General features: G+C 43.3%; 21 protein-coding genes and 1 riboswitch. Of the genes, 17 read left to right on the top strand and 4 right to left on the bottom strand.

Features of this window, described 5'->3' with window-relative positions; genetic code table 11:
* Positions 1-79 precede the first annotated feature (79 nt).
* A complete protein-coding gene (gene ftsZ, locus F946_RS01680; RefSeq protein WP_004691726.1) occupies positions 80-1,276 on the top strand; it encodes a cell division protein FtsZ in 1,197 nt (398 codons plus the stop codon).
* Between the two features lie 123 nt (positions 1,277-1,399).
* The gene (lpxC, locus tag F946_RS01675; RefSeq protein ID WP_004978276.1) at positions 1,400-2,302 is read left to right on the top strand and encodes a UDP-3-O-acyl-N-acetylglucosamine deacetylase; all 903 of its coding nucleotides are present in this window, start codon (positions 1,400-1,402) and stop codon (positions 2,300-2,302) included.
* A gap of 97 nt (positions 2,303-2,399) precedes the next feature.
* On the opposite strand, the gene F946_RS01670 is transcribed toward lpxC, so the two are convergent.
* Positions 2,400-2,840, bottom strand: coding sequence for a hypothetical protein (locus F946_RS01670; protein ID WP_004978275.1), 441 nt, complete (start codon positions 2,838-2,840; stop codon positions 2,400-2,402).
* 108 nt (positions 2,841-2,948) lie between these two features.
* Between F946_RS01670 and F946_RS01665 the strand changes: the two genes are divergently transcribed.
* The 10 genes from F946_RS01665 to recJ all read left to right on the top strand — a co-directional run bounded on the left by F946_RS01665 (position 2,949) and on the right by recJ (position 16,487).
* Positions 2,949-3,632: a M23 family metallopeptidase gene (locus tag F946_RS01665; RefSeq protein ID WP_004978273.1), complete on the top strand. Its 684-nt coding sequence runs from the start codon at positions 2,949-2,951 to the stop codon at positions 3,630-3,632.
* Between the two features lie 277 nt (positions 3,633-3,909).
* Complete coding sequence (gene aceE, locus F946_RS01660) at positions 3,910-6,612, top strand: pyruvate dehydrogenase (acetyl-transferring), homodimeric type (protein WP_004978270.1); 2,703 nt, start codon at positions 3,910-3,912, stop codon at positions 6,610-6,612.
* Between the two features lie 2 nt (positions 6,613-6,614).
* A complete protein-coding gene (locus F946_RS01655) occupies positions 6,615-8,585 on the top strand; it encodes a 2-oxo acid dehydrogenase subunit E2 (protein WP_004978268.1) in 1,971 nt (656 codons plus the stop codon).
* A 139-nt stretch (positions 8,586-8,724) separates the two neighbouring features.
* Positions 8,725-8,874, top strand: a riboswitch (yybP-ykoY riboswitch).
* Between the two features lie 75 nt (positions 8,875-8,949).
* On the top strand, positions 8,950-9,525 hold the full coding sequence (locus tag F946_RS01650) for a TMEM165/GDT1 family protein (RefSeq protein ID WP_004691720.1): 576 nt from the start codon (positions 8,950-8,952) through the stop codon (positions 9,523-9,525).
* A 182-nt stretch (positions 9,526-9,707) separates the two neighbouring features.
* A complete protein-coding gene (locus F946_RS01645) occupies positions 9,708-10,505 on the top strand; it encodes an oxygen-binding di-iron domain-containing protein (protein ID WP_004978265.1) in 798 nt (265 codons plus the stop codon).
* A 94-nt stretch (positions 10,506-10,599) separates the two neighbouring features.
* Entirely contained in the window at positions 10,600-10,965 is a 366-nt protein-coding gene (locus F946_RS01640) for a YkgJ family cysteine cluster protein (protein WP_004978263.1), read from the top strand.
* Between the two features lie 224 nt (positions 10,966-11,189).
* On the top strand, positions 11,190-12,656 hold the full coding sequence (guaB, locus tag F946_RS01635) for an IMP dehydrogenase (protein WP_004691717.1): 1,467 nt from the start codon (positions 11,190-11,192) through the stop codon (positions 12,654-12,656).
* 122 nt (positions 12,657-12,778) lie between these two features.
* A complete protein-coding gene (gene glmM / locus F946_RS01630) occupies positions 12,779-14,110 on the top strand; it encodes a phosphoglucosamine mutase (protein ID WP_004978260.1) in 1,332 nt (443 codons plus the stop codon).
* Positions 14,111-14,123: 13 nt separating this feature from the next.
* Positions 14,124-14,780: a pyridoxamine 5'-phosphate oxidase gene (pdxH, locus tag F946_RS01625; RefSeq protein ID WP_004978259.1), complete on the top strand. Its 657-nt coding sequence runs from the start codon at positions 14,124-14,126 to the stop codon at positions 14,778-14,780.
* The gene (recJ, locus tag F946_RS01620) at positions 14,781-16,487 is read left to right on the top strand and encodes a single-stranded-DNA-specific exonuclease RecJ (RefSeq protein WP_035326247.1); all 1,707 of its coding nucleotides are present in this window, start codon (positions 14,781-14,783) and stop codon (positions 16,485-16,487) included.
* Between the two features lie 46 nt (positions 16,488-16,533).
* Here the strand turns inward: recJ and F946_RS01615 are convergent, their stop codons facing one another.
* Positions 16,534-17,289: a putative porin gene (locus F946_RS01615; protein ID WP_004978255.1), complete on the bottom strand. Its 756-nt coding sequence runs from the start codon at positions 17,287-17,289 to the stop codon at positions 16,534-16,536.
* 168 nt (positions 17,290-17,457) lie between these two features.
* On the bottom strand, positions 17,458-18,240 hold the full coding sequence (locus F946_RS01610) for a putative porin (RefSeq protein ID WP_004978253.1): 783 nt from the start codon (positions 18,238-18,240) through the stop codon (positions 17,458-17,460).
* A gap of 483 nt (positions 18,241-18,723) precedes the next feature.
* Between F946_RS01610 and prfB the strand changes: the two genes are divergently transcribed.
* The 5 genes from prfB (at position 18,724) to F946_RS01585 (ending at position 23,659) form a co-directional block, all read left to right on the top strand.
* A protein-coding gene (gene prfB / locus F946_RS01605; protein ID WP_100222790.1) for a peptide chain release factor 2 occupies positions 18,724-19,819 on the top strand; the annotation gives its coding sequence in 2 pieces (ribosomal slippage) (positions 18,724-18,795 and positions 18,797-19,819; 1,095 coding nt in all).
* 140 nt (positions 19,820-19,959) lie between these two features.
* Positions 19,960-20,259: an ArsR/SmtB family transcription factor gene (locus tag F946_RS01600; RefSeq protein WP_004978252.1), complete on the top strand. Its 300-nt coding sequence runs from the start codon at positions 19,960-19,962 to the stop codon at positions 20,257-20,259.
* A gap of 15 nt (positions 20,260-20,274) precedes the next feature.
* Positions 20,275-21,354, top strand: a complete 1,080-nt coding sequence (locus F946_RS01595; RefSeq protein ID WP_004978250.1) for an alkene reductase — start codon at positions 20,275-20,277, stop codon at positions 21,352-21,354.
* 99 nt (positions 21,355-21,453) lie between these two features.
* Entirely contained in the window at positions 21,454-22,734 is a 1,281-nt protein-coding gene (locus tag F946_RS01590) for a 3-deoxy-D-manno-octulosonic acid transferase (RefSeq protein WP_004978248.1), read from the top strand.
* Between the two features lie 214 nt (positions 22,735-22,948).
* A complete protein-coding gene (locus tag F946_RS01585; protein ID WP_004978246.1) occupies positions 22,949-23,659 on the top strand; it encodes a 16S rRNA (uracil(1498)-N(3))-methyltransferase in 711 nt (236 codons plus the stop codon).
* Here the strand turns inward: F946_RS01585 and F946_RS01580 are convergent.
* Positions 23,645-24,616: a mechanosensitive ion channel family protein gene (locus F946_RS01580; protein WP_004978244.1), complete on the bottom strand. Its 972-nt coding sequence runs from the start codon at positions 24,614-24,616 to the stop codon at positions 23,645-23,647. The two genes, F946_RS01585 and F946_RS01580, sit on opposite strands and share 15 nt — an antisense overlap.
* Positions 24,617-24,887: the final 271 nt, after the last annotated feature.

Below are 24,887 nucleotides of genomic sequence, written 5' to 3'. Positions count from 1 at the left end.
AAGCAATTTTGTTTATTAAGATCAAGGCAGTATACGGGCTTAAGTGACTGCCAATAACGAATTAGGAAATCTATAGGTCATGGCCTCATTTGAATTTTTAGAAGATGATCAAACCGATAGCAACGGTCAAGCCCGTTTTACTGTGTTTGGTGTTGGTGGTGCAGGTGGTAACGCCGTACAACACATGCTTGAGTCAGATATTCAAGGTGTAAAATTTGTATGTGCCAATACGGACAAGCAAGCGCTAGACCGTATGAATGCACAATTCAAAATCCAGTTGGGTGAGCAAAGTACTCGTGGACTAGGTGCAGGCGCCAATCCAAATGTAGGTCAAGCCGCGGCTGAAGAAAGTCGTGACTTGATTCGTCAACACCTTGAAGGCACTGACATGGTATTTGTCACTGCCGGCATGGGTGGTGGTACAGGTACAGGGGCTGCGCCAGTGGTTGCTGAAATTGCCAAAGAAATGGGCATTTTAACCGTAGGCGTAGTAACGACACCGTTTAACTTTGAAGGTAAACGTCGTCTTCAGTCTGCTGAGCAAGGTATTGAAGCATTAGAAGCGCATGTTGATTCCTTAATCATCATTCCAAACCAACGTTTGTTAAAAGTTTTCCGTGACATCTCAATGAAAGATGCCTACAAAAAAGCGGATGATGTCTTATTAAATGCGGTCCGTAGTATCTTTGATTTGGTAGTACGCCCAGGTCATATTAACCTTGACTTTGCTGACTTGAAAACTGCGATGAGCACACGTGGTTATGCCATGATGGGTGCGGGTTTAGGTCGTGGTGAAAACCGTGCACGTCAAGCAGCTGAACAAGCGATCCGTAGTCCATTGCTAGATAACGTCACTATTATGAATGCCAAAGGGATTCTGATTAATGTGACGGGTGGTGATGACGTCACGTTTGGCGAAATCGAAGAAATTACCGACGTTGTGAATCAAATTGTCGATCTAGATGAAGGCCAAGTCTTCTATGGCACCGTATTTGATCCAGATGCGCGCGATGAAATCAGTGTCACTGTCATTGCAACAGGTTTGACTCGAAATTCAGCAGATTCTGCTGAGCCAGTGAAACGTCCAAATGCACATGTGCAGGTAGCACAACATGGGCATGCAACGCAAGCGGTTGTTGAAGATGATGATGTGCCTGCAATCCAGCGTCAGAACCAAGACGTGGCTGCTGCAGCGAGTTCTGCATCGACAGTGAGTGCTGCACGTCCAACACCTATGAGTATTCAAGATTACTTGAAAAATCAACAACGTAAGTAGTATTTGTCTATGTGGTTTAACTACATGTGATGAAGAAAAGGTAGTCTCTGACTACCTTTTTGTTTTTTATCAATGGCTAAATATGCTAACGTATAGCGGTTTAGTGGTGAGATGATATGAAACATGTTGAAACAAAGAACTCTACAACGTGTCGTTAAAGCAAGCGGCATTGGTTTGCATAGTGGTCAAAAAGTCTTAATTAACTTTGTGCCACATCATGCGGACGGAGGAATTGTTTTTCGGCGTATCGATCTCAATCCACCCATCGACATTCGTGCAAATGCGATGTTGATCCAAGAAGCCTTCATGTGTTCAAACCTAGTTCAAGAAGATGCCAAAGTGGGTACGATTGAACATGTCATGAGTGCAATTGCAGGTCTAGGTATTGATAACCTAATCATTGAAGTGTCTGCCTCTGAAGTACCAATTATGGATGGCAGTGCAGGTCCGTTTATTTACTTGCTCATGCAAGGCGGTCTCAAAGAACTGGATGCCCCTAAAAAATTTATAAAAATACTCAAACCTGTAGAAGCACTCATCGACGACAAACGCGCCATTTTCCGCCCGCATGAGGGTTTCCAACTCAACTTTACCATTGACTTCGACCATCCTGCTTTTAAGAAAGAATATCAGTCTGCCACTATTGATTTTTCAACCGAAACCTTTGTTTATGAAGTCAGTGAAGCCCGTACTTTTGGTTTTATGAAAGATTTGGACTATCTCAAAGCCAATAATCTCGCTTTGGGGGCAAGTTTAGACAATGCCATTGGAGTCGATGAAACCGGTGTGGTGAATGAAGAAGGTTTACGCTTCTCAGATGAATTTGTTCGTCACAAAATATTAGATGCGGTGGGTGATCTTTACTTGCTCGGCCACCAAATTATTGCCAAATTTGATGGATATAAGTCTGGGCATGCTTTGAATAATCAATTATTGCGCAATGTCCAAAGTGATCCAAGCAGCTATGAAATTGTAACATTTGATGACGAAGATCAGTGTCCAATTCCTTATGTGAGTGTGACTTAAGTCATTGTCTTTATTGTGTGATGTTATATTGTAACAATAACAAGTGTGATGAATTTATCATTTTAAAAACGCAATTCTGAAGCTAGTCGCGACGAGGTTACTTTTTTTTGCTTGCCAAACGACGCATTGCTTGGCTAAGCTTAGGGTCGCTCACAAAGTCAGCAGCATCTCGAATTAAGTCTTGAGTTTCTGTGCTTAACGATCTTGAAATAGATTGTATCTTTGCGGGTGTTTGAGAGGGGATTCTCAAACGAACTTGGAGTTTTTGTAGGTCTTTAAACTCATCAAGTTTCGACAGTTGTGCAATATATTGTTTTTGAAGGTAACCAAGTTGACTAATCATCGCTTGATTTTCGCCGGTAATCGTCAAAATACCATATTGATAACAAACAACCTGCCACTGCTCTGGTTGCGGTAGGATAGGTTGAATCAGTTTTGTAAGTTTCTGCCATGCAGTCACTTGCTTTGAGAGAAACGTTAAGTTTCCTGTTTTTATGTGTTTTCTGGTTTGTTGAAAGAGATTCACTGGTTCTGACATACATATTTCCTTCATGTTAATGTCTTAATCTTATGCGCTTCTTTCGGTAGATATCAAGGACGAGATCACGCAAGAAACATTCGTAAGAACAGTTTTAAGAGGTTTTTTATGCATATGCGACGTATTTTGTTGGCTTTTTCTTTTGCGGCATCGACTGCTTCAGTAGCCTTCGCTGATTTGGTAGAACTCAATACAAATAATGCATCTTCGGATCGAATTGAGCAATTGACACGCACTTTATCGGAAGGTGCTTATACTGAATCGAATGATATTGATATCCCTGCCGAAACGAAAATGTCCGTTCAGCTCCGTGAAAAAACGGTTGAACTCAACAATGCTTCACTGGCGAAAAAATACGGTTCGGAATCCTCTGCAAAAAGTTTTTCAAATAATCCATATTCGTGGTTAGTGACACACCCGCTTCCAAGCGCACGTGTTAGCTCAAGTTACGGCGGCCGAACCATGAATGGTCGTGCTGAGCGTCACTCAGGTCTAGATCTTGCTGCGCCAAGCGGTACACCGATTTATGCGACAGGTCCAGGGATTGTGACCAAGTCAGGTTGGGGTACGGGCTATGGTCAATACGTTGAAATTAACCATGGCAATGGTTACATCACGCGCTATGCCCATGCATCACGTTTAATTGCTCGTGTTGGTGACCGTGTAGACGCTGGTGAACATATTGCCAATGTCGGATGTACAGGTCGTTGTACTGGCCCACATTTACACTATGAAGTAGTGAAAGATGGTCAACGCAAGAACCCATCGACTTATTTAGCAATGTTGCCTTAATCCGATTTGATCGGATGCTGCGAACTTACCGTTGGTCTGATGCTTGAAAAAGGAATACAGCTCTGACGAAATCTAAGTTAGCATCAAAAAACAGCATTAAATGTATAAAAAACCGCCTAAATTTGCGGTTTTTTGTTATCTTGGGTAACGAATGGTCAATGACTATTTAGTTGCTAAATAGTAGGGCTTAGCCATATTCAGCTGTAGCGATACTCTTATAGGACGAAAGTATGATACATATTAGCGTATAAGATTAGGATATCGAAATAGGTGAATTATGGCGTTTTATGGTGATACTGACGCGCAAGAAACGCAAGAATGGCAAGATGCGTTTGACTCCGTTTTACAACACATGGGGACTGAGCGTGCAGCTTTTCTACTGGAAAAACTGTATCAACAAGCAATCGCTAAACATGTCCCTATTCAGCGATTAAATACGCCTTATTTAAATACAATTTCAGTGGCTGAAGAACCTGCAATGCCGGGCGATCAAGACATGGAGCGTCGTATCCGTGCGTTGATTCGTTGGAATGCGCTAGCGATGGTACTCCGTGCTAATAAAACGGGTGATGACTTAGGTGGTCACTTGGCAAGTTTTGCATCTTCAGCAACATTATATGATGTCGGTTTTAACCACTTTTTCCGTGCCAATAATGACAACTTTGGCGGGGACATGATTTATTATCAAGGTCACTGTGCGCCAGGTATTTATGCGCGTTCGTTCCTTGAAGGTCGTTTGACTGAAGAGCATCTAAACAATTTCCGTCGCGAAGTAGACGGTGTTGGCTTACCTTCTTATCCGCATCCATACTTAATGCCTGATTATTGGCAGTTCCCAACGGTATCGATGGGTCTTGGCCCAATCATGTCGATTTACCAAGCACATATTCAAAAATATTTGATGAACCGTGGTTTGATTAAAGAAGAAAATCGCAAAGTTTGGGCATACCTTGGCGATGGTGAGATGGATGAGCCAGAAAGCACAGGTGCAATTTCACTTGCGGGTCGTGAAAAATTAGACAATCTCATTTGGGTTGTAAACTGTAACTTACAGCGTCTAGATGGCCCAGTACGTGGTAACGGTAAAATTATTCAAGAATTAGAATCTTTATTCCGTGGTGCGGGCTGGCGTGTCATTAAAGTGGTTTGGGGCCGTCATTGGGACCCACTACTTGCAAAAGACAAAACTGGTGCTTTAAAGTCGGTTATGGAAGAAACACTGGATGGCGAATACCAACGCTTACAAGTGAAGGGCGGTGCATATGCACGCGAAAAATTCTTTGGTAAATACCCAGAAGCGGCTGAGTTGATTAAAGACTTAAGCGATGAAGATATTGATAATCTAAATCGTGGTGGTCATGACCCGTACAAAGTTTTTGCAGCCTATGCAGAAGCATGTACAGCCAAAGGTCAACCAACTGTAATCTTAGCGAAAACTGTTAAAGGTTATGGCTTATCTGATGAAATTGAAGCGGTAAATAAAACGCATCAAATCAAAAAGATGCAAATCGAATCTTTAAAATATGTACGTGATCGCTTCAATTTGCCATTTAACGATGAGCAATTAGAAGAAGTGCCTTTCTATCGTCCAAGCGAAAACTCGCCTGAATTGAAATATATGAAGGCACGTCGTGAAGCATTAGGTGGTTACTTACCTGCACGTCGTAAAGAAAGTGAACAGTTGGCTATTCCAGAACTTTCTGTGTTTGATGCAGTCTTAAAAGGCTCACAAGGCAAAGAACAATCAACCACCATGGTGATGGTTCGTTTAATCGCTGCATTGTTAAAAGAAAAAGCCATTAAAGACCGTGTTGTTCCTATTGTTCCAGATGAAGCACGTACTTTTGGTTTAGAAGGTATGTTCCGTCAATTGGGTATTTATGCAGCCAATGGTCAGCATTACACGCCTGAAGACCAAGAACAGTTGATGCATTACCGTGAAGCAAAAGATGGTCATATGCTTCAAGAAGGCATTAACGAAGCAGGTGCGATGAGTGCTTGGGCGGCATTGGCAACCAGTTATTCAACCAATAACTTACCCATGATTCCAATGTACATGTACTACTCTATGTTTGGTTTCCAACGTATTGGCGACATTGCATGGGCTGCAGGCGATGCACAAGCACAAGGTTTCTTGTTGGGTGCTACAGCAGGCCGAACCACGCTAAATGGCGAAGGCTTACAACATCAAGACGGTCACTCACATATTCTTGCAAATACAATTCCGAACTGTGTGTCGTATGACCCATGTTTTGGTTATGAATTAGCAGTTATTGTGCATGATGGTTTACAACGCATGTATGTGAACCAAGAGCGTATTTTCTATTACTTAACGGTAATGAACGAAAACTACGAGCATCCTGAAATGCCAGTAGGTGCTGAAGAAGGCATTAAACGTGGCATGTACTTACTTCAGAAAGATGAAAAAGCCACTGTTCAGTTGATGGGTTCAGGTGTGATTCTGCGTGAAGTCATTAAAGCAGCACAAATCTTACGTGATGAATACCAAATCCATTCAAATGTATTTAGCGTAACAAGTTTCAATGAACTTGCACGTGATGGTATGGCATGTGAAGAATATAACCGCTTGCATCCAATGAGCGAGAATGTGAAAGAGGCTTGGGTGACTGAGCAACTGCGCGGTACAGAAGGTATCGTGGTTTCTGCAACAGATCATATGCGTGCTTATAGCGAACAAATTCGTGCATATCTTCCAGACAACCGTCCATTCGTAGCATTGGGTACAGATGGTTATGGTCGTTCAGATTCACGCGCTAAATTACGTAGCTACTTTGGTGTAGATGCAGCGCACATTGTTGTTGCCACACTGAAGAAATTGGCTGATGAAGGTGAAGTGGATGCACGCTTAGTGAAAGATGCCATCTCTACATTTGAATTAGATACGGACCGTCCTGTGGCTTGGGCTCCTCAAGCAACGCCATCTGTACACGCTGTAGCTGACTACAAAGAGGAGAAATAAGTATGCAAATTACAACTCCTGATATTGGCGTAGATAAAGCCGTTGTTGCTGAAATTTTGGTCAAAGTTGGCGATACCATTGCGGTTGATGACAGTGTCGTTCTATTAGAATCAGACAAAGCATCTGTTGAAGTGCCTAGCACTTCAGCAGGCGTTGTTAAAAGCATTTTAGTAAACTTAGGTGACTCGGTTGCTGAAGGTGCAACGCTGATTGAGCTGGAAGCTGAGGGACAAACTGAAGCGCCAGCAGTACAAGCACAGGCTGACGTTGTACAAGCTGAAGAAAAGACTGCACCCGCTGCTGTTGCTGAAACGGTTGCACCTGCTGCGACTACAGCATCACAAGTGGTTGATGTGCAAGTGCCAGATATTGGTGTAGAAAAAGCAACCGTTGGTGAAATTTTGGTGTCGGTTGGCGATCAAATTGACGTTGATCAAAGCATCCTTGTGGTTGAGTCAGACAAAGCGACTGTGGAAGTCCCGAGTACGATTTCAGGCACAGTGGAATCAATTAGCGTTCAAGTTGGTGACAGTGTTAAAGAAGGCGTAGTGATTCTGACTGTAAAAACAGCAGCTTCAGTTGCACCAGTGACTGCTGAGCCTAAGCCAGTTGCAACACCCCAAGCCACTCAAGCTCAGCCTGCTGAAGCGGCGCCACAAGTTGCTGCTGCGCCTGCAGGTGCAGTTGAAATTGCAGTGCCTGACTTGGGTGTGGACAAAGCGGCTGTTGCTGAAATTTTGGTGTCAGTAGGTGATACGGTTGAAAAAGATCAAAGTATCATCGTGGTTGAGTCAGACAAAGCAACGGTTGAAGTGCCTAGTACAACAGCGGGTGTGATTAAAGCCATTCATGTTGCATTGGGACAAAATGTATCGGAAGGTGTGGCTTTGGTGACCATTGAAGGTGAATCTTCATCAGCACCCGCTGCTGCACCTGCGGCGGCTTCTGCTCCAGCGCCTAAAGCTGAAGTTAAAGCGCAGCCTGCGCCAGCAGCACAGTCAGTTGCGGCTCCTGTGTCAGAACAGGGTGCAGACAAGCTGACGAAAGCGCAGAATGACGCCAATGCGAAAGTCTATGCAGGCCCAGCTGTACGCAAGCTGGCGCGTGAATTAGGCGTCGTATTGTCTGAAGTAAGCGCGTCTGGCCCGCATGCGCGTGTCATGAAGGAAGACCTGAAAGCATTTGTCAAAGCGCGTTTAACTGCGCCTCAGGCTGCTCCAGCCGCTCAGGCTGCTGCTCAAGTTTCTGGCTTGCCAAAGCTTCCGGATTTCACAGCGTTTGGCGGTGTCGAAGAGAAAGTGCTGACACGTCTGCAACAAGTCTCTATTCCGCAGTTGTCTTTGAACAACTATATCCCGCAAGTGACTCAATTTGATTTGGCGGATATTACTGAGCTTGAAGCTTGGCGTAATGACCTTAAAGGTAACTTTAAGAAAGATGGCATTAGCTTGACCATTATGGCGTTCATTATTAAAGCTGTTGCGCATTTGCTGAAAGAAGAGCGTGATTTTGCAGGTCACTTGGCTGATGATGGCAAGTCTGTACTCTTGCGTAACGAAATCCATATGGGCATTGCTGTAGCAACACCAGATGGTTTAACCGTTCCTGTATTGCGTAATCCAGACCAGAAATCGATTAAAGACATTGCGGTAGAGCTCGGTGTATTGGGTCAGAAAGCACGTGATAAGAAGCTTTCGCCGAAAGATCTACAAGGTGCAAACTTCACGATTTCAAGCTTAGGTGCAATTGGTGGTACGGCATTTACACCATTGGTGAACTGGCCACAAGTCGCAATTTTGGGGATTTCTCCAGCGACGATGCAACCAGTATGGAATGGTCAAGGTTTTGATCCGAAACTGATGTTACCGTTGTCACTGTCTTATGATCACCGTGTGATCAATGGGGCCGATGCTGCGCGCTTTACCAATAAGCTGACCAAGTTGCTGAAAGACATCCGTACTTTGCTGATCTGATGATCTGGTTTTTTGGCCTGTAGGTTTCTCTTCTCAAAAGAGAAAAATAGCGGCTGGAAGCACTGCAAAAATACTTTAATAAAGACTCTGCTTCGGCAGGGTCTTTTGTATTTAGAGATTGCCAAAAAACGTATTTTCGCCTAACATGGTGTTACTTCATTGGGGAGTAGCCGCTGTTCCTAAGAACAGGTGATGATCAACATATTTGCTCTAAAACGAGCATGGTCATCATAGCAAAGAACCAAATGAGCTTCTAAAGAGCTTTCTTTTGTTGGCAAGACCTTTGATTTACCACTCTGCAGATTTTTGGCTAGCAGGAGCGGTGAGTCATTGGTATTTGTTATGCTAGCCAGAGAAAGACATCATGTATGAATTCCTCCTCTCCACAGCCATCGTGGCTTTAGCTGAAATGGGCGATAAGACCCAACTGCTCGCATTGTTACTTGCTGCACGTTTCCGTAAACCCGTCCCAATTCTATTGGCTATTTTGCTGGCGACCATTATTAACCATGGCGTCTCTGCTGTTTTAGGCCAATGGATCACCACAGTTTTAAGCCCTGATGCGCTGATCTGGATTCTCTCGATTGGTTTCATTGCTATGGCGGGTTGGATGTTGATCCCTGATCAGTTGGATGATGAGTCAGGCAGTATTAAGAAATGGCAGAAACTAGGGGTATTTGGTGCAACGTTTGTGTTGTTCTTCTTGGCCGAAATTGGAGATAAAACCCAAATTGCTACCGTGGCTTTAGCGGCACGTTTTGACAGTATTGTTTGGGTGATGTTGGGTACGACTTTAGGGATGATGTTGGCTAATGCGCCAGCGGTCTTTATTGGCGATAAGTTGGCGACCAAGTTGCCAATTGCCTTAATTCATAAAATTGGTGCGGCCATTTTCTTGGTCATTGGTGTTGCAACACTTGTACAGCATTATTTCTTCTAATTTATCGTAAAAAATAAGAATCCCGACTTAAAAAATCGGGATTTTTTATTGAAAAATGATCTTCAATTTATTGATATATCAAATGATATTAGTCGCAAATGCATTGTAAGTTTGTGTAAATCCATATATGTTGTAGGTATTAAAAAGTCTTTTAAGAAAAACAGCATTTTGAGGGGATGGGCATGGCATTTGACCGCACAACGTCACAGGTTTTATATGATGATGGCACACATAAGTGTATTAGCTTTACCAGCTTGGTCAAAGGCGAGGGTGTACAGGCAAATCAGTTTTTAATTATTGACCATGAGCGTGCAGCAGTCTTAGATCCGGGTGGTGATTTAACCTATGTGCCGCTGACCATGGAGTTGAATAAATATACCCGTTTGACTAATCTTGATTTTGTGATGGCCTCACACCAAGACCCTGACATTATTACCTCAATGCCGCGTTGGTTGGTCTATACCGAAGCGAAAGTGGTGGCTTCTAAACTTTGGGCACGCTTTTTACCCCACTTGAACTCTGCTTTTATGAGTGAGCGGATGAAAGGTAACTGGCTGGATCGTTTAGTGGAGCTGCCTGACCACGGTCAGGTGATTACGTTGGGACAGTCCTCGATTATTGCTGTGCCGGCGCATTTTTTACATTCGGTGGGTAATTTTCAGTTTTATGACCCGATTGCCAAGATTCTATTTTCAGGCGATATGGGGGCATCGATGGTAGAGGATGCCTCAAAACCTTTGGAAAACTTTGCTGCGCATATTCCTAAAATGAAAGGGTTTCATCAGCGCTATATGTGCAATAACAAAGTGATTCGTTTATGGGTCAATATGGTCCGCACCATGGATGTTGAAATGATTGTACCGCAGCATGGGACACCATTTATTGGGCACGAGCAGATTCATCAATTTTTAGATTGGATTGAGACTTTGGAGTGCGGTACGGACTTGATGGATGAGAGTGTTTTTACCTGTCCAACTTAAGTGACAAAATAGTCGTAAATTTTGCTTGTTTGGCAACCACAATTTTTTTAATATTTTCTTCCAAAAAAAGTTTTTGAAAATGAGAATATAAAGGATGTTGTCTCAAGTTCCAACGGAAGATGCCTGTTTAAGCTGCGGGGCATGTTGTGCCTTTTTTAGAGTCTCATTTTACTGGGCTGAAGGCATCTCCATGCCTGAACATTACACAGAGCCAGTGACGGCTGTGTATTCATGTATGGTTGGAACCAATCAAGCCAGCCCACGCTGTATCGCACTGCAAGGTACCATTGGTGAGCACGTTAGTTGTGGGATGTATGAACAGCGTAGCTCTTCATGTAAAGAAGTTCAAATCGCTGATGATCAATGCAACAAAGCGCGACGTGCGCACAATATGATTCCATTTGTACAATTGGAAGCGAGCATTCCAGTCAACGATGAAGGTTTTGATCAAGTGTGTTAATCGGTAAAAGCAGAGTCAAGGCTCTGCTTTTTTGAGTTTTAGAACGTCAATTGAACCCATCTCAAAACAAGAAATAAAAAAATAAAGGTGAAAATGAAGGTGTCAAATAAAATATAGGTTTTATCACTTTATTTTCTAAGATAAAAAAATAAATTTTCAATTGAAATGAAATTTAAGTTCATATTTGTTTATAATAGCGCACGGAAATTACCAGTGAGACTGCCATGTTGACCATCGTTCAAGACGCGTTAACTTTTGATGATGTCCTATTACTCCCTGCCTATTCTACTGTTCTCCCAAAAGATGTCTCATTAAAGACACGATTCACGCGCGGCATTAATTTAAATATCCCCCTTGTTTCAGCAGCAATGGATACGGTGACTGAATCACGTATGGCGATTGCGATGGCGCAAAACGGTGGTATTGGTATTTTGCACAAGAACATGGATATTGCTGCACAAGCTGCAGAAGTCCGTCGTGTGAAAAAATTTGAAGCAGGAATGGTGAAAGATCCAATTACTGTGACACCTGAAACTACAGTGCGCGAATTGATCTCGATTACTCAAGCCAACAACATCAGCGGTGTGCCTGTTGTGAAAGATGGCAAAGTGGTCGGTATTGTCACAGGTCGCGATACACGCTTTGAAACGAACCTTGAGCAACCTGTAAGCAACATCATGACTGGTCAAGACCGCCTTGTGACTGTTCGTGAAGGTGAGTCGAAAGAAAATATTCAAGCTTTACTGCAAAAGCATCGCATTGAAAAAGTTTTGGTTGTTGGTGAACATAACGAACTCAAAGGTTTAATTACAGTCACTGACTTCCGTAAAGCGGAAAGCTATCCAAGCAGCTGTAAAGATGACCTTGGTCGCTTACGCGTAGGTGCTGCAGTCGGTACAGGTGTAGAAACACCAAGCCGTGTAGAGGCTTTGGTTGAAGCGGGTGTTGATGCAATTGTCGTGGATACGGCGCATGGTCACTCTGCGGGTGTGATCGAGCGTGTACGTTGGGTGAAAGCGAATTACCCACAGGTCCAAGTGATTGGCGGTAACATTGCAACTGGTGATGCTGCATTGGCACTCCTCGATGCAGGCGCAGATGCGGTCAAAGTCGGTATCGGCCCAGGTTCAATTTGTACCACGCGTATTGTGGCGGGTATTGGTATGCCGCAGATTTCTGCGATTGATAGCGTTGCCAATGCACTAAAAGATCAAATTCCATTAATTGCAGATGGTGGTATTCGTTTCTCTGGCGATATGGCGAAAGCGATTGGCGCGGGTGCGAGTACGATTATGGTCGGTTCACTCCTTGCCGGGACTGAAGAAGCGCCAGGTGAAGTGGAATTCTTCCAAGGTCGTTACTATAAAGCGTATCGTGGTATGGGTTCATTGGGCGCGATGGCAGGCGCAACAGGTTCTGCGGATCGTTATTTCCAAGACTCTAAAGCAGGTGCTGAGAAACTTGTTCCTGAAGGGATCGAAGGTCGTGTGCCATACAAGGGACCAATGGGTAACATTGTGCACCAAATGATGGGCGGTTTACGTTCTTCTATGGGTTATACGGGTTCATCTGTGATTGAAGATCTTCGTCAAAATGCGAAGTTTGTGAAAATCACTTCGGCAGGTATGTCTGAGTCACATGTTCACGACGTAACGATTACTAAAGAAGCACCAAACTATCGCGTTGGCTAATAAAGTTATACGAATTGTTGAATGTAAAAGCCGTCATTTTTATGACGGCTTTTTCGTTTTGGTGTAAAGTGTCGTGAGTAAAAAAGTGATGATTTAGATCACCATTAAGAAGTGAGTAGAACATGAGTTATTTTGGTACCGATGGTATTCGCGGTAAGTTTGGCGTCCTCCCTATTACCCCTGAATTTGCACTCAAATTAGGCTTTGCCGCAGGGAAAGTTTTAAAACGCCACAGTAAAAAATCAAAACCATTGGTGGTACTCGGAAAAGATACACGTTTATCGGGTTATATTTTAGAGTCAGCATTACAAGCGGGTTTAAACGCAGCAGGGGTTTATGTACATTTACTAGGCCCATTGCCAACCCCAGCGATTGCACATTTGACCCGTGCTTTACATGCAAGTTTGGGCATTGTGATTTCAGCATCACATAATCCTTATTTTGATAATGGGATCAAGTTCTTTTCCAGTGAAGGTAAGAAACTACCAGATGCTATTCAAGAAGAAATTAATCAAGAACTTGAAAAAGAATTAGTGATTGAAGACACGGCAAACTTAGGTAAAAGTGTCCGCGTAAAAGATGCCAATGGCCGCTATATTGAATTTTGTAAATCCACATTTCCATACCATTTAGACTTGAATGATTTAACCATTGTGGTGGATTGCGCCAATGGTGCTGCATATAGCGTGGGTCCATCGGTGTTTCGTGAGCTCGGCGCCAAGGTCATTGCCATTCATAATGAGCCTAACGGTGTAAATATCAATGAACAATGTGGTTCGACCCATCCTGAGCATTTGCAGCAACTCGTAGTGAAGCATAAGGCTGATTTGGGCATCGCCTTTGATGGGGATGCAGACCGCGTTATTTTGGTGGATAAAGATGGCAAGCTGATTGATGGCGACCATATTTTATATATCTTGGCGACACAGAGCGCTAAAAAGCCTGCTGGAATAGTGGGTACCTTGATGTCAAACATGGCTTTGGAATTGGCTTTGGAAAAAGCGGGTGTGGCGTTATTACGTGCCAAAGTGGGTGATCGTTATGTCCTACAAGGTCTCGAAGAAAAAGGTTGGGTCATTGGCGGTGAGCCATCAGGACATATCTTAACCTTGGATAAAAGTACCACGGGTGACGCCATTATTGCGGCGCTACAAGTGCTTACCGTGATGGTCGAGCAGAAGAAAGCGCTGCATGAATTGGTTGCTGACTTTAAGCTTTTACCGAATGTGTTGGTGAATGTACGTTTAGAGGCGATGTTTGACCCTTATGCGGTGCCTGCTTTGGTGGCGGAATTTGATAAAGCAGAGCAACAACTCAAAGGTCGTGGTCGTTTGTTGATTCGTAAATCAGGTACTGAACCTGTGATTCGTGTCATGGTGGAAGGAGATGATCTCGATGAAGTCAGCACTTTAGCCCATACATTGGCTGATGCTGTACGTGCGAATGCAGCTTAATAAGGAGTGAAAAATGAGTGATTTAATTAAAGATCTCAGCGAACTTCGTTTAAATTACCAAAAAGGCGAGCTGCTTGAAGAGCGAGTAGAAGCCAATCCACATGCCCAGTTCTTGCTTTGGTTTAATCATGCTTTAGAAGCACAACTACACGAACCCTATGCTATGTCACTGGCGACAGCGAGTACGCTGGGTCGCCCGCATGTGCGAACGGTATTGCTGCGTGGTGCAACTGAGGCGGGGTATGATTTTTATACCAATTATGACAGCCAAAAAGGCAATGATTTGGCTGAAAACCCATATGCAGAGTTACTGTTCTATTGGCAAGAGCAGGAACGTCAGATTCGCATTGGCGGTAAAGTAGTCAAAATTTCTGCAGCAGAATCGACGGACTACTATCATAAGCGTCCACGAGATAGCCAAATTGCGGCACATATCAGTACACCACAAAGTGGTGTGATTGAAAGCCGTGAAGTCTTGCAACAACGTTTTGCGCAATTGCAAAACCAAGTTGAAGGTAAATCAGAACTGAATAAACCTGTCTTTTGGGGTGGCTACCGTCTTGAACCTGACTACTATGAGTTTTGGCAAGGGCGTCCGAACCGTTTACATGACCGTTTAAGTTATGAAAAACAGCAAGATGTCTGGATGCTGAAACGTTTGATGCCATAAATGTCAGCCATTCAAATTAAGCAAAGACCCTTTATGACCTGTCCTGAATTATTTCAGGACATTCCTGCGTTTATTGCAGAAATTTTAGCCCGCCGTGGGGTGGCGTCAACGCAGGAGCTGGAGTTAAAGCTCAAGCATTTACTGGTCCCTAGTCTGAAAGGCTTAAATGAAGCGATTCAGTTGATGGATGCTGCAATTGATCAGCAACACAAAATTGTCATTGTGGGTGATTATGATGCAGATGGTGCAACTAGCACCGCTTTAATGATCTTGGCTTTGCGAGAAATGGGGGCGCAGGTAGAGTATCTGGTTCCAGACCGCTTTAAATATGGTTATGGCTTAACGCCTGCGATTGCGGATTTAGCATTTACCACCTTTACACCTGATTTATTGATTACTGTGGATAATGGTATTTCCAGTCATGACGGCGTGAAACAAGCGCAAGATCATGGTATGCAGGTGATTATTACCGATCACCATTTGACCACCAAACCGACTCCCAGTGCCCAAGCGGTAGTGAATCCGAACCAGTTGGGGTGTGATTTTCCAAGTAAAGCCTTAGCTGGGGTCGGCGTGGCCTTTTATGTCTTGGCTAACTTATCAACCTATCGTAAAAAACTGAATAAGTCTTCGGCAGTCATGAGTCAGTATTTGGATTTGGTAGCATTAGGCACCTATGCCGATGTTGCTAGTCTTGACTATAACAATCGTATCTTGGTTGATGTTGGCCTGAAGCGTATTCAACAACATTTATGTCGTCCGGGCATCAGCGCTCTACTGGAGATTGCAGGTCGAGAAGCTGCAAGTTTAAAAGCGCAAGATTTGGGGTTTGTACTGGGACCACGTATTAATGCGGCAGGTCGTATGGAAACCATGGATATCGGTATTGAATGTCTGTTGGCACAGGACTTTGCTTCTGCTTATCCATTGGCAGAACAACTGAATCAGTTGAATGTGGAACGTCGTCAGGTTGAAGCGACGATGAAACAAGAGGCCTTACTAGCCTTGGATCAAATTCAACTGGATGATACGGTCTTACCTGCGGCTTTAATTATGTTCGAACCGCATTGGCATCAAGGGGTGATTGGCATTGTTGCAGGGCGTTTAAAAGAACAGTTTCATCGTCCGAGTATTGTTTTTGCTGCAGATGAAGATGGGGTACATATCAAAGGTTCTGCACGTTCGATTGAAGGAGTGCATATCCGCGATGCCATTGAGTGTGTTGCTGAGCAATATCCACATTTGGTCAGCCACTTTGGTGGGCATGCTGCGGCAGCGGGTTTAACCATTCAAAAAGTCCATTTTGAAGAGTTTAAGCAGGCCTTTGAAGCACTGATGGCAGCTCAGGATGAAGGTTTATTTACGGCGACTTTATGGACCGATGGTGAGTTAGCAGTACAGAATATTCAGGTTGAAACGGTCGATCTTCTACAGCAAATTAGTCCATGGGGGCAAAAGTTTCCAGCGCCTATTTTTGAAGGAAATTTTAAAATTTTAGATTTCCGCTGGCTGAAAGAAGTGCATTTAAAATTACGTGTTGCTTTAGACAATGGACAGGTCGTGGATGCCATTGCTTTTAATGCGGCGGACAAATACCAGTTCAATGAGATGAACCATCAAATTCGTTTGGTCTATGAGCTGGATAAAAATGAATTTCGTGGCAATGTCAGCGTACAACTTCGCATTTTGCATTTAGAACAATATTAAAAAAACCGCTCTATAGAGCGGTTTTTTTAATGCATTTTAGTTGCAATTAGAAGCGGTAAGCACCACGTAGGCCAAACACATTGTCTTCATCAGCAAAGTCAATCGAACCTTCTAGGCTGACTTGTTGAGTGAAGAACTTTTTCGCACGGATGGTAAATTTCTCAGCATCTTTTTCATCGGTATCAGAGAAACCAAGGCCTACACTAAAAGTTTTATTTAAGTATAAGTCAGCATCAAGGTTGTAGTAATCGATGTCACCAAAGACTGCACCACCTTCAAAGTTCATGTCATAAGCACCCACTTGAGTGACATATTTGGCACGTAAAGTTGGATCGACATCATCGCCATTATCATTATCGTAGCCAAATAAACCAGCTGCAACCAATAAGCCAGGAACAGGTAGATAACCTACTTCAGCAGAATAAATGGTGGTATCTAGGTCTTCAACACCATCTGCTTCATGTTTGGTTTGCCCAATATTACCGTTCAGGTAAAAATCAGAGTTTGGAATAAAATACTCAAGTCCAAAATTAAAGTCTGTGACTTCGTAATAATCATAATCAATGTATGAAACTTCGCCATTGAGATTGCTTGAGCGATTTAAGAATGCAGCTTCATTCAGTGGGCTATTTTTGACTTGAACAGGGTTGAAGTAGTACGTGCCATCTACGCCAAAACCTATTGAAGTGTCCCCATGATCAGGATCAGCCACAGCAATGGTGCCACCAATTTCCGCTTGGTAAGCATGTGCAGTCCCGAAGCTTGCGATTAGTGCTGTAGTTAGCGCAATTTTTTTAAGCATTTTAGAGGTTCTCTCTTTGTTATAAAAATATGGCTGTTCTATGACAGTTGTAACGAAGTGTACAAAAAAGTAGCAAGGAGTCAATCTTTATTTATAACAATGCTTTATAGAAGTGCAAAAAGCCCATTCGAAAATGGGCTTTGAGTATTCAAGGTTTTCTAATGGGTTTTAGAAGCGATATTTAGCAGCTAAACCGAATTTGTTGTAGTCGTTGTTGCCATCTTCACCAAAACCAACACGGCCTTCAAGGCTGACTTGCGGGGTAAAGAATTTACGTGCATTGATACCAAATTCGTTCGTATCACCATAGTCACGGTCTTTGCTGTAGTAGTCTACACCTAGGCTTAAGGTTTTATCGATGAAGTAATCTGCTGCAAGATTATATTCGTCTAAATCACCAAAACCTGCGCCTGCTTCTAAGTTAATGTCTTTACCATTGCTTAGAGAAGTGACATATTTAGCGCGAAGGGTAGGATCTACGCCGTCGTCATAATCGTTGTCATAGCCTTTTAGACCCGCAGCAATTAATAAACCTGGTGCTGGTAAATAACCAACTTCAGCGCCATAAACGGTCTCATCAAAATCGCCACTGCGGTCAAATTTCCTATCATCGCGACCAACATTACCACTCACATAGAAATCTGAGTTAGGGACAAAGACTTCAGCACCGACGCCATAACGATGACGTTCATTATCACCAACTTCGTCATACTGATATTTTGCGTTAACGTTACTTGCACGGTCTAAGAATGCTGCTTCTGCAAGTGGCGCATTACGTGTTTGAACTGGGTTGAAATAGTATGTGCCATCTACGCCAAAAGAGCCGCTTGAACTACCGTTGTCTGGATCAATTAGGCCAGCTGAAGCACCCACCTCTGCTTGGTATGCATGTGCAGTACCTGTGATCGCTAGAGCTGAAAGTAATGCTGAAGCAATTGCTAATTTTTTCATGGTATGTACCCCTCGTAAGTGGACCCGTATTTCATTAATTTTTTGTTACAACTTCAGTCTAGGGCAAAATAAAAAAGCGTCAACCAAAGGAAAGTTAATGCTCTGTATCTAAGGTTACATCGTGTAATTTTTTAAATTTAAATGATTGATAATAAATTATAAATTTATAATGTTTTGTTTTATTAAAATTGTGTAGATTCTGTGGATTTCATAATTTTTGACGCTATTTTAACCAATTTTAACTCAAAATGTTTAGTCCGTTTGTCTGTTGAGAACACTTCTCAGGTGTGTGTTTTGTGGGATGGTTCGCATTTATATGCAGCTTGATTGCGGTTTAAGAGAATGCTTTTTTGGAGGCTAAATAGTTTTAAGCTCTAGAAAGAAGGGTGTGATTTTGTCGAATTTGAGATGAATAATCCTAGCCGTCGACTGTGATATAATCAGCGGCTATTTTTCGCTTTATATTGATTGAGAGTAATTCACGTGGAAATTAATCCGTATCTAAACCAATTAAAAGACTTAAACGACCGTGGTCTCACATTACGGGGGTATCTTTGACTACGATCTGAAAAAAGAGCGTTTAGAAGAGGTTCTCCGTGAATTAGAAGACCCAGCGATTTGGAATGATCAAAGCCGTGCACAAGCCATGGCCAAAGAAAAAGGCGAACTTGAAAACGTCTTAAATGTGTTAGATGGTTTGGCAACGCAGCTTGAAGATGCGCAAGCGATGCTTGATTTGGCAGTAGAAGCAGATGATGAAAGTCTGTTGGCTGATGTCCAAGCTGAATTGACTTCTGCAGAAGAAGAGTTAGCGAAGCTTGAATTCCGCCGTATGTTCAGTAACCCAATGGACCCAAATCCATGTTATGTGGAAATTCAAGCCGGTTCAGGTGGGACAGAAGCACAAGACTGGGCTTCAATGCTACTGCGTATGTATATGCGCTGGATTGAACGTCATGGTTTTAAAGCTGAATTGATGGAAGAGTCAGACGGCGATGTGGCTGGGATTAAGTCAGCAACGATTCGTGTTGAAGGTGAATATGCCTATGGTTGGTTGCGTACCGAATCGGGCGTGCATCGCTTAGTCCGTAAATCGCCATTTGACTCGGGTAACCGCCGTCATACGTCATTTTCTGCTGTGTTTGTCTCGCCAGAAGTCGATGATAACATTGAAATTGATATCAACCCATCTGACGTGCGTACCGATACCTATCGTGCTTCTGGTGCAGGTGGTCAGCACATTAACAAAACAGACTCTGCGGTACGTTTAACCCACGCGCCAACAGGCATTGTGGTGGCGTGTCAGAACCAACGTTCACAACATGCCAACCGTGACCATGCGTGGAAACAGTTACGTGCGAAGTTGTATGAGTTGGAAATGAGCAAACGTAACGAAGCAGCGCAAGCACTTGAAGACTCGAAGTCGGATATTGGTTGGGGCAGTCAGATTCGTTCTTATGTATTGGATGACTCGCGTATTAAAGACTTACGTACGGGTGTTGAAAACTCCAACACAGGTGCAGTACTAGATGGTGACCTTGATAAGTTTATTGAAGCAAGCTTAAAACAAGGTTTGTAATTTAAATGATGAATGAAAGCAAAGGGTTATCAGTTATTTTACAATATATCTAAAAAAATCGATATTAAAATCGAAAAAATGCGATATATTAAGTAAAACAAGCTGACAACGCTTTGTTGCCCATTAAACGTGTCTTGAGTATGGATATAGATTTAATTTTTAAAGCCTTGGCTAATCCAACGCGTCGCCAAATTTTGGAATGGTTAAAAAAACCGGAACAATTTTTATCGAGTGACGAATGTGGTGACTTTAGACGCGGCGTATGTGCAGGTCATATCGAACGGTTGGGAAATGTATCGCAATCGACGATGTCGAACCATTTGTCCGTTTTACAGCAGGCCGGTTTAATTCAAGTGGAAAAATATGGACAATGGTCTTATTTTTCTCGCAATGAAGCGTTGATTCAGCAATTTATCGAACACCTACAACAACACCTTTAACAGGTGGGAGTAACGATGGCTGAATTAAATTCTCCTTTAACGCTCGGTGCGTTAGAGCTTAAAAACCGTGTCATCATGGCGCCGCTGACCCGTAACCGCGCAACTGCTGATCGCGTTCCAACCCCAATGATGGTTGATTACTATGCGCAACGTGCAAGTGCTGGCCTGATCATTTCTGAAGCTACAGTGATTTCTGAAGAAGCCAATGGCTATTTGAATACTCCAGGATTGTTTACCGATGCTCAGGTCGAAGGCTGGAAAAAGGTCACTCAAGCGGTTCATGAGAAGGGCGGTCTGATTATTGCCCAGCTTTGGCATGTTGGTCGTGTATCGCATCCGGATCTGTTAAATGGTAAAACACCAGTCTCTGCAAGTGCAGTACAACAGGCGGGTCATGTCAGCTTACTACGTCCAAAACGTCCTTATGTATTGCCACGTCCTTTGGAGGTTTCTGAAATTCACGCGATTACCGAGCAATATAAGCAAGCCGCGATTCGTGCTAAAGAAGCCGGTTTTGATGGTGTGGAATTACATGCTGCCAATGGTTATCTTATTGACCAGTTCTTGCAAAGCAAAACCAATCAGCGTGAAGATGAATACGGCGGTTCAGTTGAAAATCGTACACGGTTCCTGCTAGAAGCCACTGATGCACTGATTGAAGTATGGGGTGCAGATCGTGTAGGGGTGCATTTTGCGCCGCGTTGTGATGACCATGACATGGGCGATGATAATCCACGTGAAACATTTGGCTATGCCATGGAGCAGCTGGGCAAACGCAAGATTGCCTTCTTCTTTACCCGTGAATATCTGGCTGAAGACAGAATTTCTGAATATATGAAAGAGCGTTCTGGTGGAGTGCCTTATATTGCCAATATGCAACTGAGTCGTGAAGATGCGATTCAGCTGTTGGCATCAGGCAGGGCTGATGCGGTGTCTTTTGGTAAGGCGTATATTGCCAATCCAGACTTGTATGAGCGTTTACTGCAAGATGCACCACTGAATGAACTGAAACTGGAAAATATGATTGGAACGGATGTCGCGGCAGGCTATGTGGACTATCCGACTTTAGCTGAAATGGAAACTGCTGCGGTTTAAATTGCTTTTCCGTTAAATTCGCGACAAGATAACAGCGCAATTCATGGGATAATATGAGTTGCGCTGTTTAATTTTTGCATTGATTTTTGGAGCACGTATTTGGCTACTCCTTTTTGGTATAACGCAGCACTTGCGCTGATCAAACCGCTGTATAAGTCTAAAATAAAAAAACGTGCAGAGACTACAGAACAATTTCAACAAGAATGTCTCGAACGTTTCGGGCCATTTCAACCGGTTAAAAATCGCCAAGCGATTTGGTTCCATGTGGTGTCGGTGGGTGAAACCAATGCAGCGCAGCCTCTCATCGAACATTACTTAAAAGCGGGTCATCCAGTCTTGGTAACCAACACCACCAAAACGGGACAGGCGCGGGCCAAATCCCTATTTTTAAAAGTACCTTATTTAGACCTGTTCCAAGCTGTATATTTACCTGCAGATCAAAAGCCTTTAGTTCGTCAGTTTTTTGCATTGTATCAGCCCAAACTCTTGGCTTTGGTTGAAACGGAACTCTGGCCAAATTTAATTGCCCAAGCAGGGCAGAGTCAGGTGCCATGTATCTTGATTAATGCGCGCCTCTCTGAAAAATCAGCCAAAGGCTATGCCAAAGTATCTAGCCTGACGCAGCCGATGTTACATGGGCTAGATCAGCTCTTGGCACAAGATCGGGCAACTGCAGAGCGCTTTATTCAGCTCGGTGCAGCGCCATCGGTGACACAGGTCGTGGGGAGTATTAAGTTTGATATTCATGCGCCAGAATCTTTTGTCACACAAGCAGCTCAGCTCAAGCAAGAATGGTCGCTCACTGGGCGTAAGATCATCACTATTGCCAGTACCCATGCACTCGAAGAACAAAAACTGTTAAGTGCGCTTAAGCCATATTTGGATGCGCAGTCTGAACTGTTGTGTATTGTTGTGCCGCGTCATCCAGAACGTTTTGATGAGGTCTTTGCTGTTGCACATAGTTTAAATTTAAATACCAGTCGCAGAAGTACGGGACAAAGAATAGAGGCGGACACCCAAGTCTATTTAGCCGATTCGATGGGGGAGATGTGGTTATGGTATGCCTTATCTGATGCTTGTTTTGTCGGGGGATCACTAAATGAACCTGGTGGAGGACATAATATTTTAGAGCCAATTGCGTTACATGTGCCGACGGTTTTGGGCAAAAACTATTTTAATTTCCAAACTATTGTCGATGAATTTGTACAAGCCAATGCAGTGAAAGTTGTTGAGGATGCTGAACAAGCTGCCGTGGTGTTGATGACACTGTTAGATGATGCCGAGCAGGCCAATACACTGAATCAATCTGCACAAAAGATTATGCAATTGAATACGGGCTCTCTAGCCAAACATATTCAAGTGATTGATGGTTATTTATAAAATTTGACTGAGTCTGTTTTTACTACAAATACTGTAGATTTTATGGATGGCTTTGCGTAAGTGGCTCCTACTTTTCAAAGATGAAAAGTAGCAAAAATCTTTTGCTGTGCTGAAGGTACATCCTGTATCTCAGCACAGCGGGCGACATCCTTGTCGCCTTTCACGATGACATGTGCTGATTAGGCCTCCACTGTTTGGATTTTTTCTATTTATTATGAATATCGTTCTCTTAGACCCGCGACAAACTGAATCTGAACTCTGGTCCATTAGTGCCAAGCGCCAGCTTGAACATTTACATCGTTATTTAGAGCTTAAAGTCGGTGATACTTTAAAAGTAGGAATACAAAACGGGAAGCGTCATCTTACGCAAGTGGTTGATGTTTCCGAAACAGCTGTACGCTTAAAACCCTTATATGAAGAACCTGTACCAGCCAAACTGCCCGTGACTTTAATTGTCGCGATGCCACGTCCTAAAGTTCTGCGTCGTTTGATTATGGATGCGGTGACTTTAGGGGTTGAAAAAATCATTTTGCTGCACAGCTATCGGGTCGATAAAAGTTATTGGCAAACCCCATTTTTACAACAGTTGGATCAATATGTGACTTTGGGGCTAGAGCAGGCAGGCGATACGGTTGCACCGAAAATTGAAATTTATAAACGCTTTAAGCCTTTTGTTGAAGATCAATTGCCAAGCCTGATTTCAGCCGACTGTCCTGCCTATGTGGCACATCCCTATAGCGATGCCAAAATGCCTTTTGCAATTCAGCATCCGTGTACGATTGTGATCGGGCCGGAAGGTGGATTTATCCCTTACGAAGTTGAATTACTTGTAGAAAACGGCTGCCAAGCGGTGAGCTTAGGCAACCGTATTATTCGGACTGAAACCGTGATCCCTTATGTTTTAGGGCGCTTATTTAGCAGTTGAAGTTTCTGTCGGGTAACTGTCATTTTTTGCGACGCGAACTTCTTGGACTGGGTAAGGAATAGAAATCCCTTGCTCAGCAAAGGCCTGAACCACATATTCTTGTACCGAACTGATCGAGCCAGATACCGTGGTTTCTGTGGTGTTGACCCACCATTGAACTTTGAGGTTCACCGAAAAATCTGAAAGTGCAGCGACGTTCACGCTAAAACCTGGTTGACTTAAAATGGTCGTATCTCGGTCTAAAATGCCTAAAATAATATCTTTGGCTTTTTTGATGTCATCTTCATAACCAATACCGACCAAGAACTCGCAGCGACGACGTGGATAGGCGGTGTTGACAGTGACCGCACTGGTATACACAGTCGCATTCGGAATCACGATACGACGACCATCTGGCGCACGTAAGTAAGTGGCACGAATTTGAATATCTTCAACGTTGCCTTCCATACCCGAGACAATGATGTCATCGCCAATCTTAAATGGTTCACCCAGTAAAATCAGGATTCCTGAAAGTAAGTTTTGGAAGATATCTTTAAATGCAAAACCAATGGCAACCGAGCCAATCCCCAAAGCACTCATCAGCTGACCAGGGGTGAAGCCCGGAATCGCAATCACCATGGCAATCAGGAAGCCAATAAAGACGATGGCCGAACTGCCGACACGGTTCAGGACAAGGACAAGGTTTTGCTTGGTATAAGAACGATCAGACAGTGCTTTACGAACAAAAAGTTTAAACAGCTTGGAGAGCAAATAAAAAATGACGAAGGTAATCAGCGCAATACAAAAATAAGGCATACGCTCCCAAAAACTATCGACAAATTTGTCGATGGTGGAATAGGCGTCATTATATTTTGCCGTATGTGCAATTACACTTTGCGTGGTTTTCGCTGTCGCGTCATGTAGCATCTCTGACGTACCTTGAGCAACCTCGCTCAAGGTATTGGTTTGTTCTGACACTGGTGCTCCAATCGCTGAAAATTTGGCATATTTTGCCTGAAAATTGTGTGTATTTAATAGAGAAAAGCGTATGAAATTATCGCATTCTGGTTGATTGATAGACGGATAAAAATCTATCTCTCTGTTTTTTAAATGCTTGAGTTTTGGAATGAAGGCGCTGAGCCATGCTTCTATGTATGAAATAGCGCAGCCTGAAGTGTAACAATCTGCTTAAAAAAGCCTAGCTGGAGCGACTTTACTGAGTTCAGTTTTGTTCATGTTACGGATTAAA

Source organism: Acinetobacter johnsonii ANC 3681 (assembly GCF_000368805.1).
Taxonomy (GTDB): domain Bacteria; phylum Pseudomonadota; class Gammaproteobacteria; order Pseudomonadales; family Moraxellaceae; genus Acinetobacter; species Acinetobacter johnsonii.
The sequence above is the reverse complement of the archived record's forward strand: the minus strand, read 5'-3'. Positions and strand labels throughout refer to the sequence as shown.

Bases quoted from the DNA above. Each gene is read 5' to 3' on its own strand.
- ftsZ (WP_004691726.1), top strand. From the start codon at position 80: ATGGCCTCATTTGAATTTTTAGAAGATGATCAAACCGATAGCAACGGT.
- guaB (WP_004691717.1), top strand. From the start codon at position 11,190: ATGTTGACCATCGTTCAAGACGCGTTAACTTTTGATGATGTCCTATTA.
- glmM (WP_004978260.1), top strand. From the start codon at position 12,779: ATGAGTTATTTTGGTACCGATGGTATTCGCGGTAAGTTTGGCGTCCTC.
- pdxH (WP_004978259.1), top strand. From the start codon at position 14,124: ATGAGTGATTTAATTAAAGATCTCAGCGAACTTCGTTTAAATTACCAA.
- aceE (WP_004978270.1), top strand. From the start codon at position 3,910: ATGGCGTTTTATGGTGATACTGACGCGCAAGAAACGCAAGAATGGCAA.
- F946_RS01610 (WP_004978253.1), bottom strand. From the start codon at position 18,240: ATGAAAAAATTAGCAATTGCTTCAGCATTACTTTCAGCTCTAGCGATC.
- F946_RS01655 (WP_004978268.1), top strand. From the start codon at position 6,615: ATGCAAATTACAACTCCTGATATTGGCGTAGATAAAGCCGTTGTTGCT.
- F946_RS01600 (WP_004978252.1), top strand. From the start codon at position 19,960: ATGGATATAGATTTAATTTTTAAAGCCTTGGCTAATCCAACGCGTCGC.
- F946_RS01650 (WP_004691720.1), top strand. From the start codon at position 8,950: ATGTATGAATTCCTCCTCTCCACAGCCATCGTGGCTTTAGCTGAAATG.
- F946_RS01585 (WP_004978246.1), top strand. From the start codon at position 22,949: ATGAATATCGTTCTCTTAGACCCGCGACAAACTGAATCTGAACTCTGG.
- lpxC (WP_004978276.1), top strand. From the start codon at position 1,400: ATGTTGAAACAAAGAACTCTACAACGTGTCGTTAAAGCAAGCGGCATT.
- F946_RS01645 (WP_004978265.1), top strand. From the start codon at position 9,708: ATGGCATTTGACCGCACAACGTCACAGGTTTTATATGATGATGGCACA.
- F946_RS01595 (WP_004978250.1), top strand. From the start codon at position 20,275: ATGGCTGAATTAAATTCTCCTTTAACGCTCGGTGCGTTAGAGCTTAAA.
- F946_RS01615 (WP_004978255.1), bottom strand. From the start codon at position 17,289: ATGCTTAAAAAAATTGCGCTAACTACAGCACTAATCGCAAGCTTCGGG.
- F946_RS01670 (WP_004978275.1), bottom strand. From the start codon at position 2,840: ATGTCAGAACCAGTGAATCTCTTTCAACAAACCAGAAAACACATAAAA.
- F946_RS01665 (WP_004978273.1), top strand. From the start codon at position 2,949: ATGCATATGCGACGTATTTTGTTGGCTTTTTCTTTTGCGGCATCGACT.
- F946_RS01640 (WP_004978263.1), top strand. From the start codon at position 10,600: ATGTTGTCTCAAGTTCCAACGGAAGATGCCTGTTTAAGCTGCGGGGCA.
- recJ (WP_035326247.1), top strand. From the start codon at position 14,781: ATGTCAGCCATTCAAATTAAGCAAAGACCCTTTATGACCTGTCCTGAA.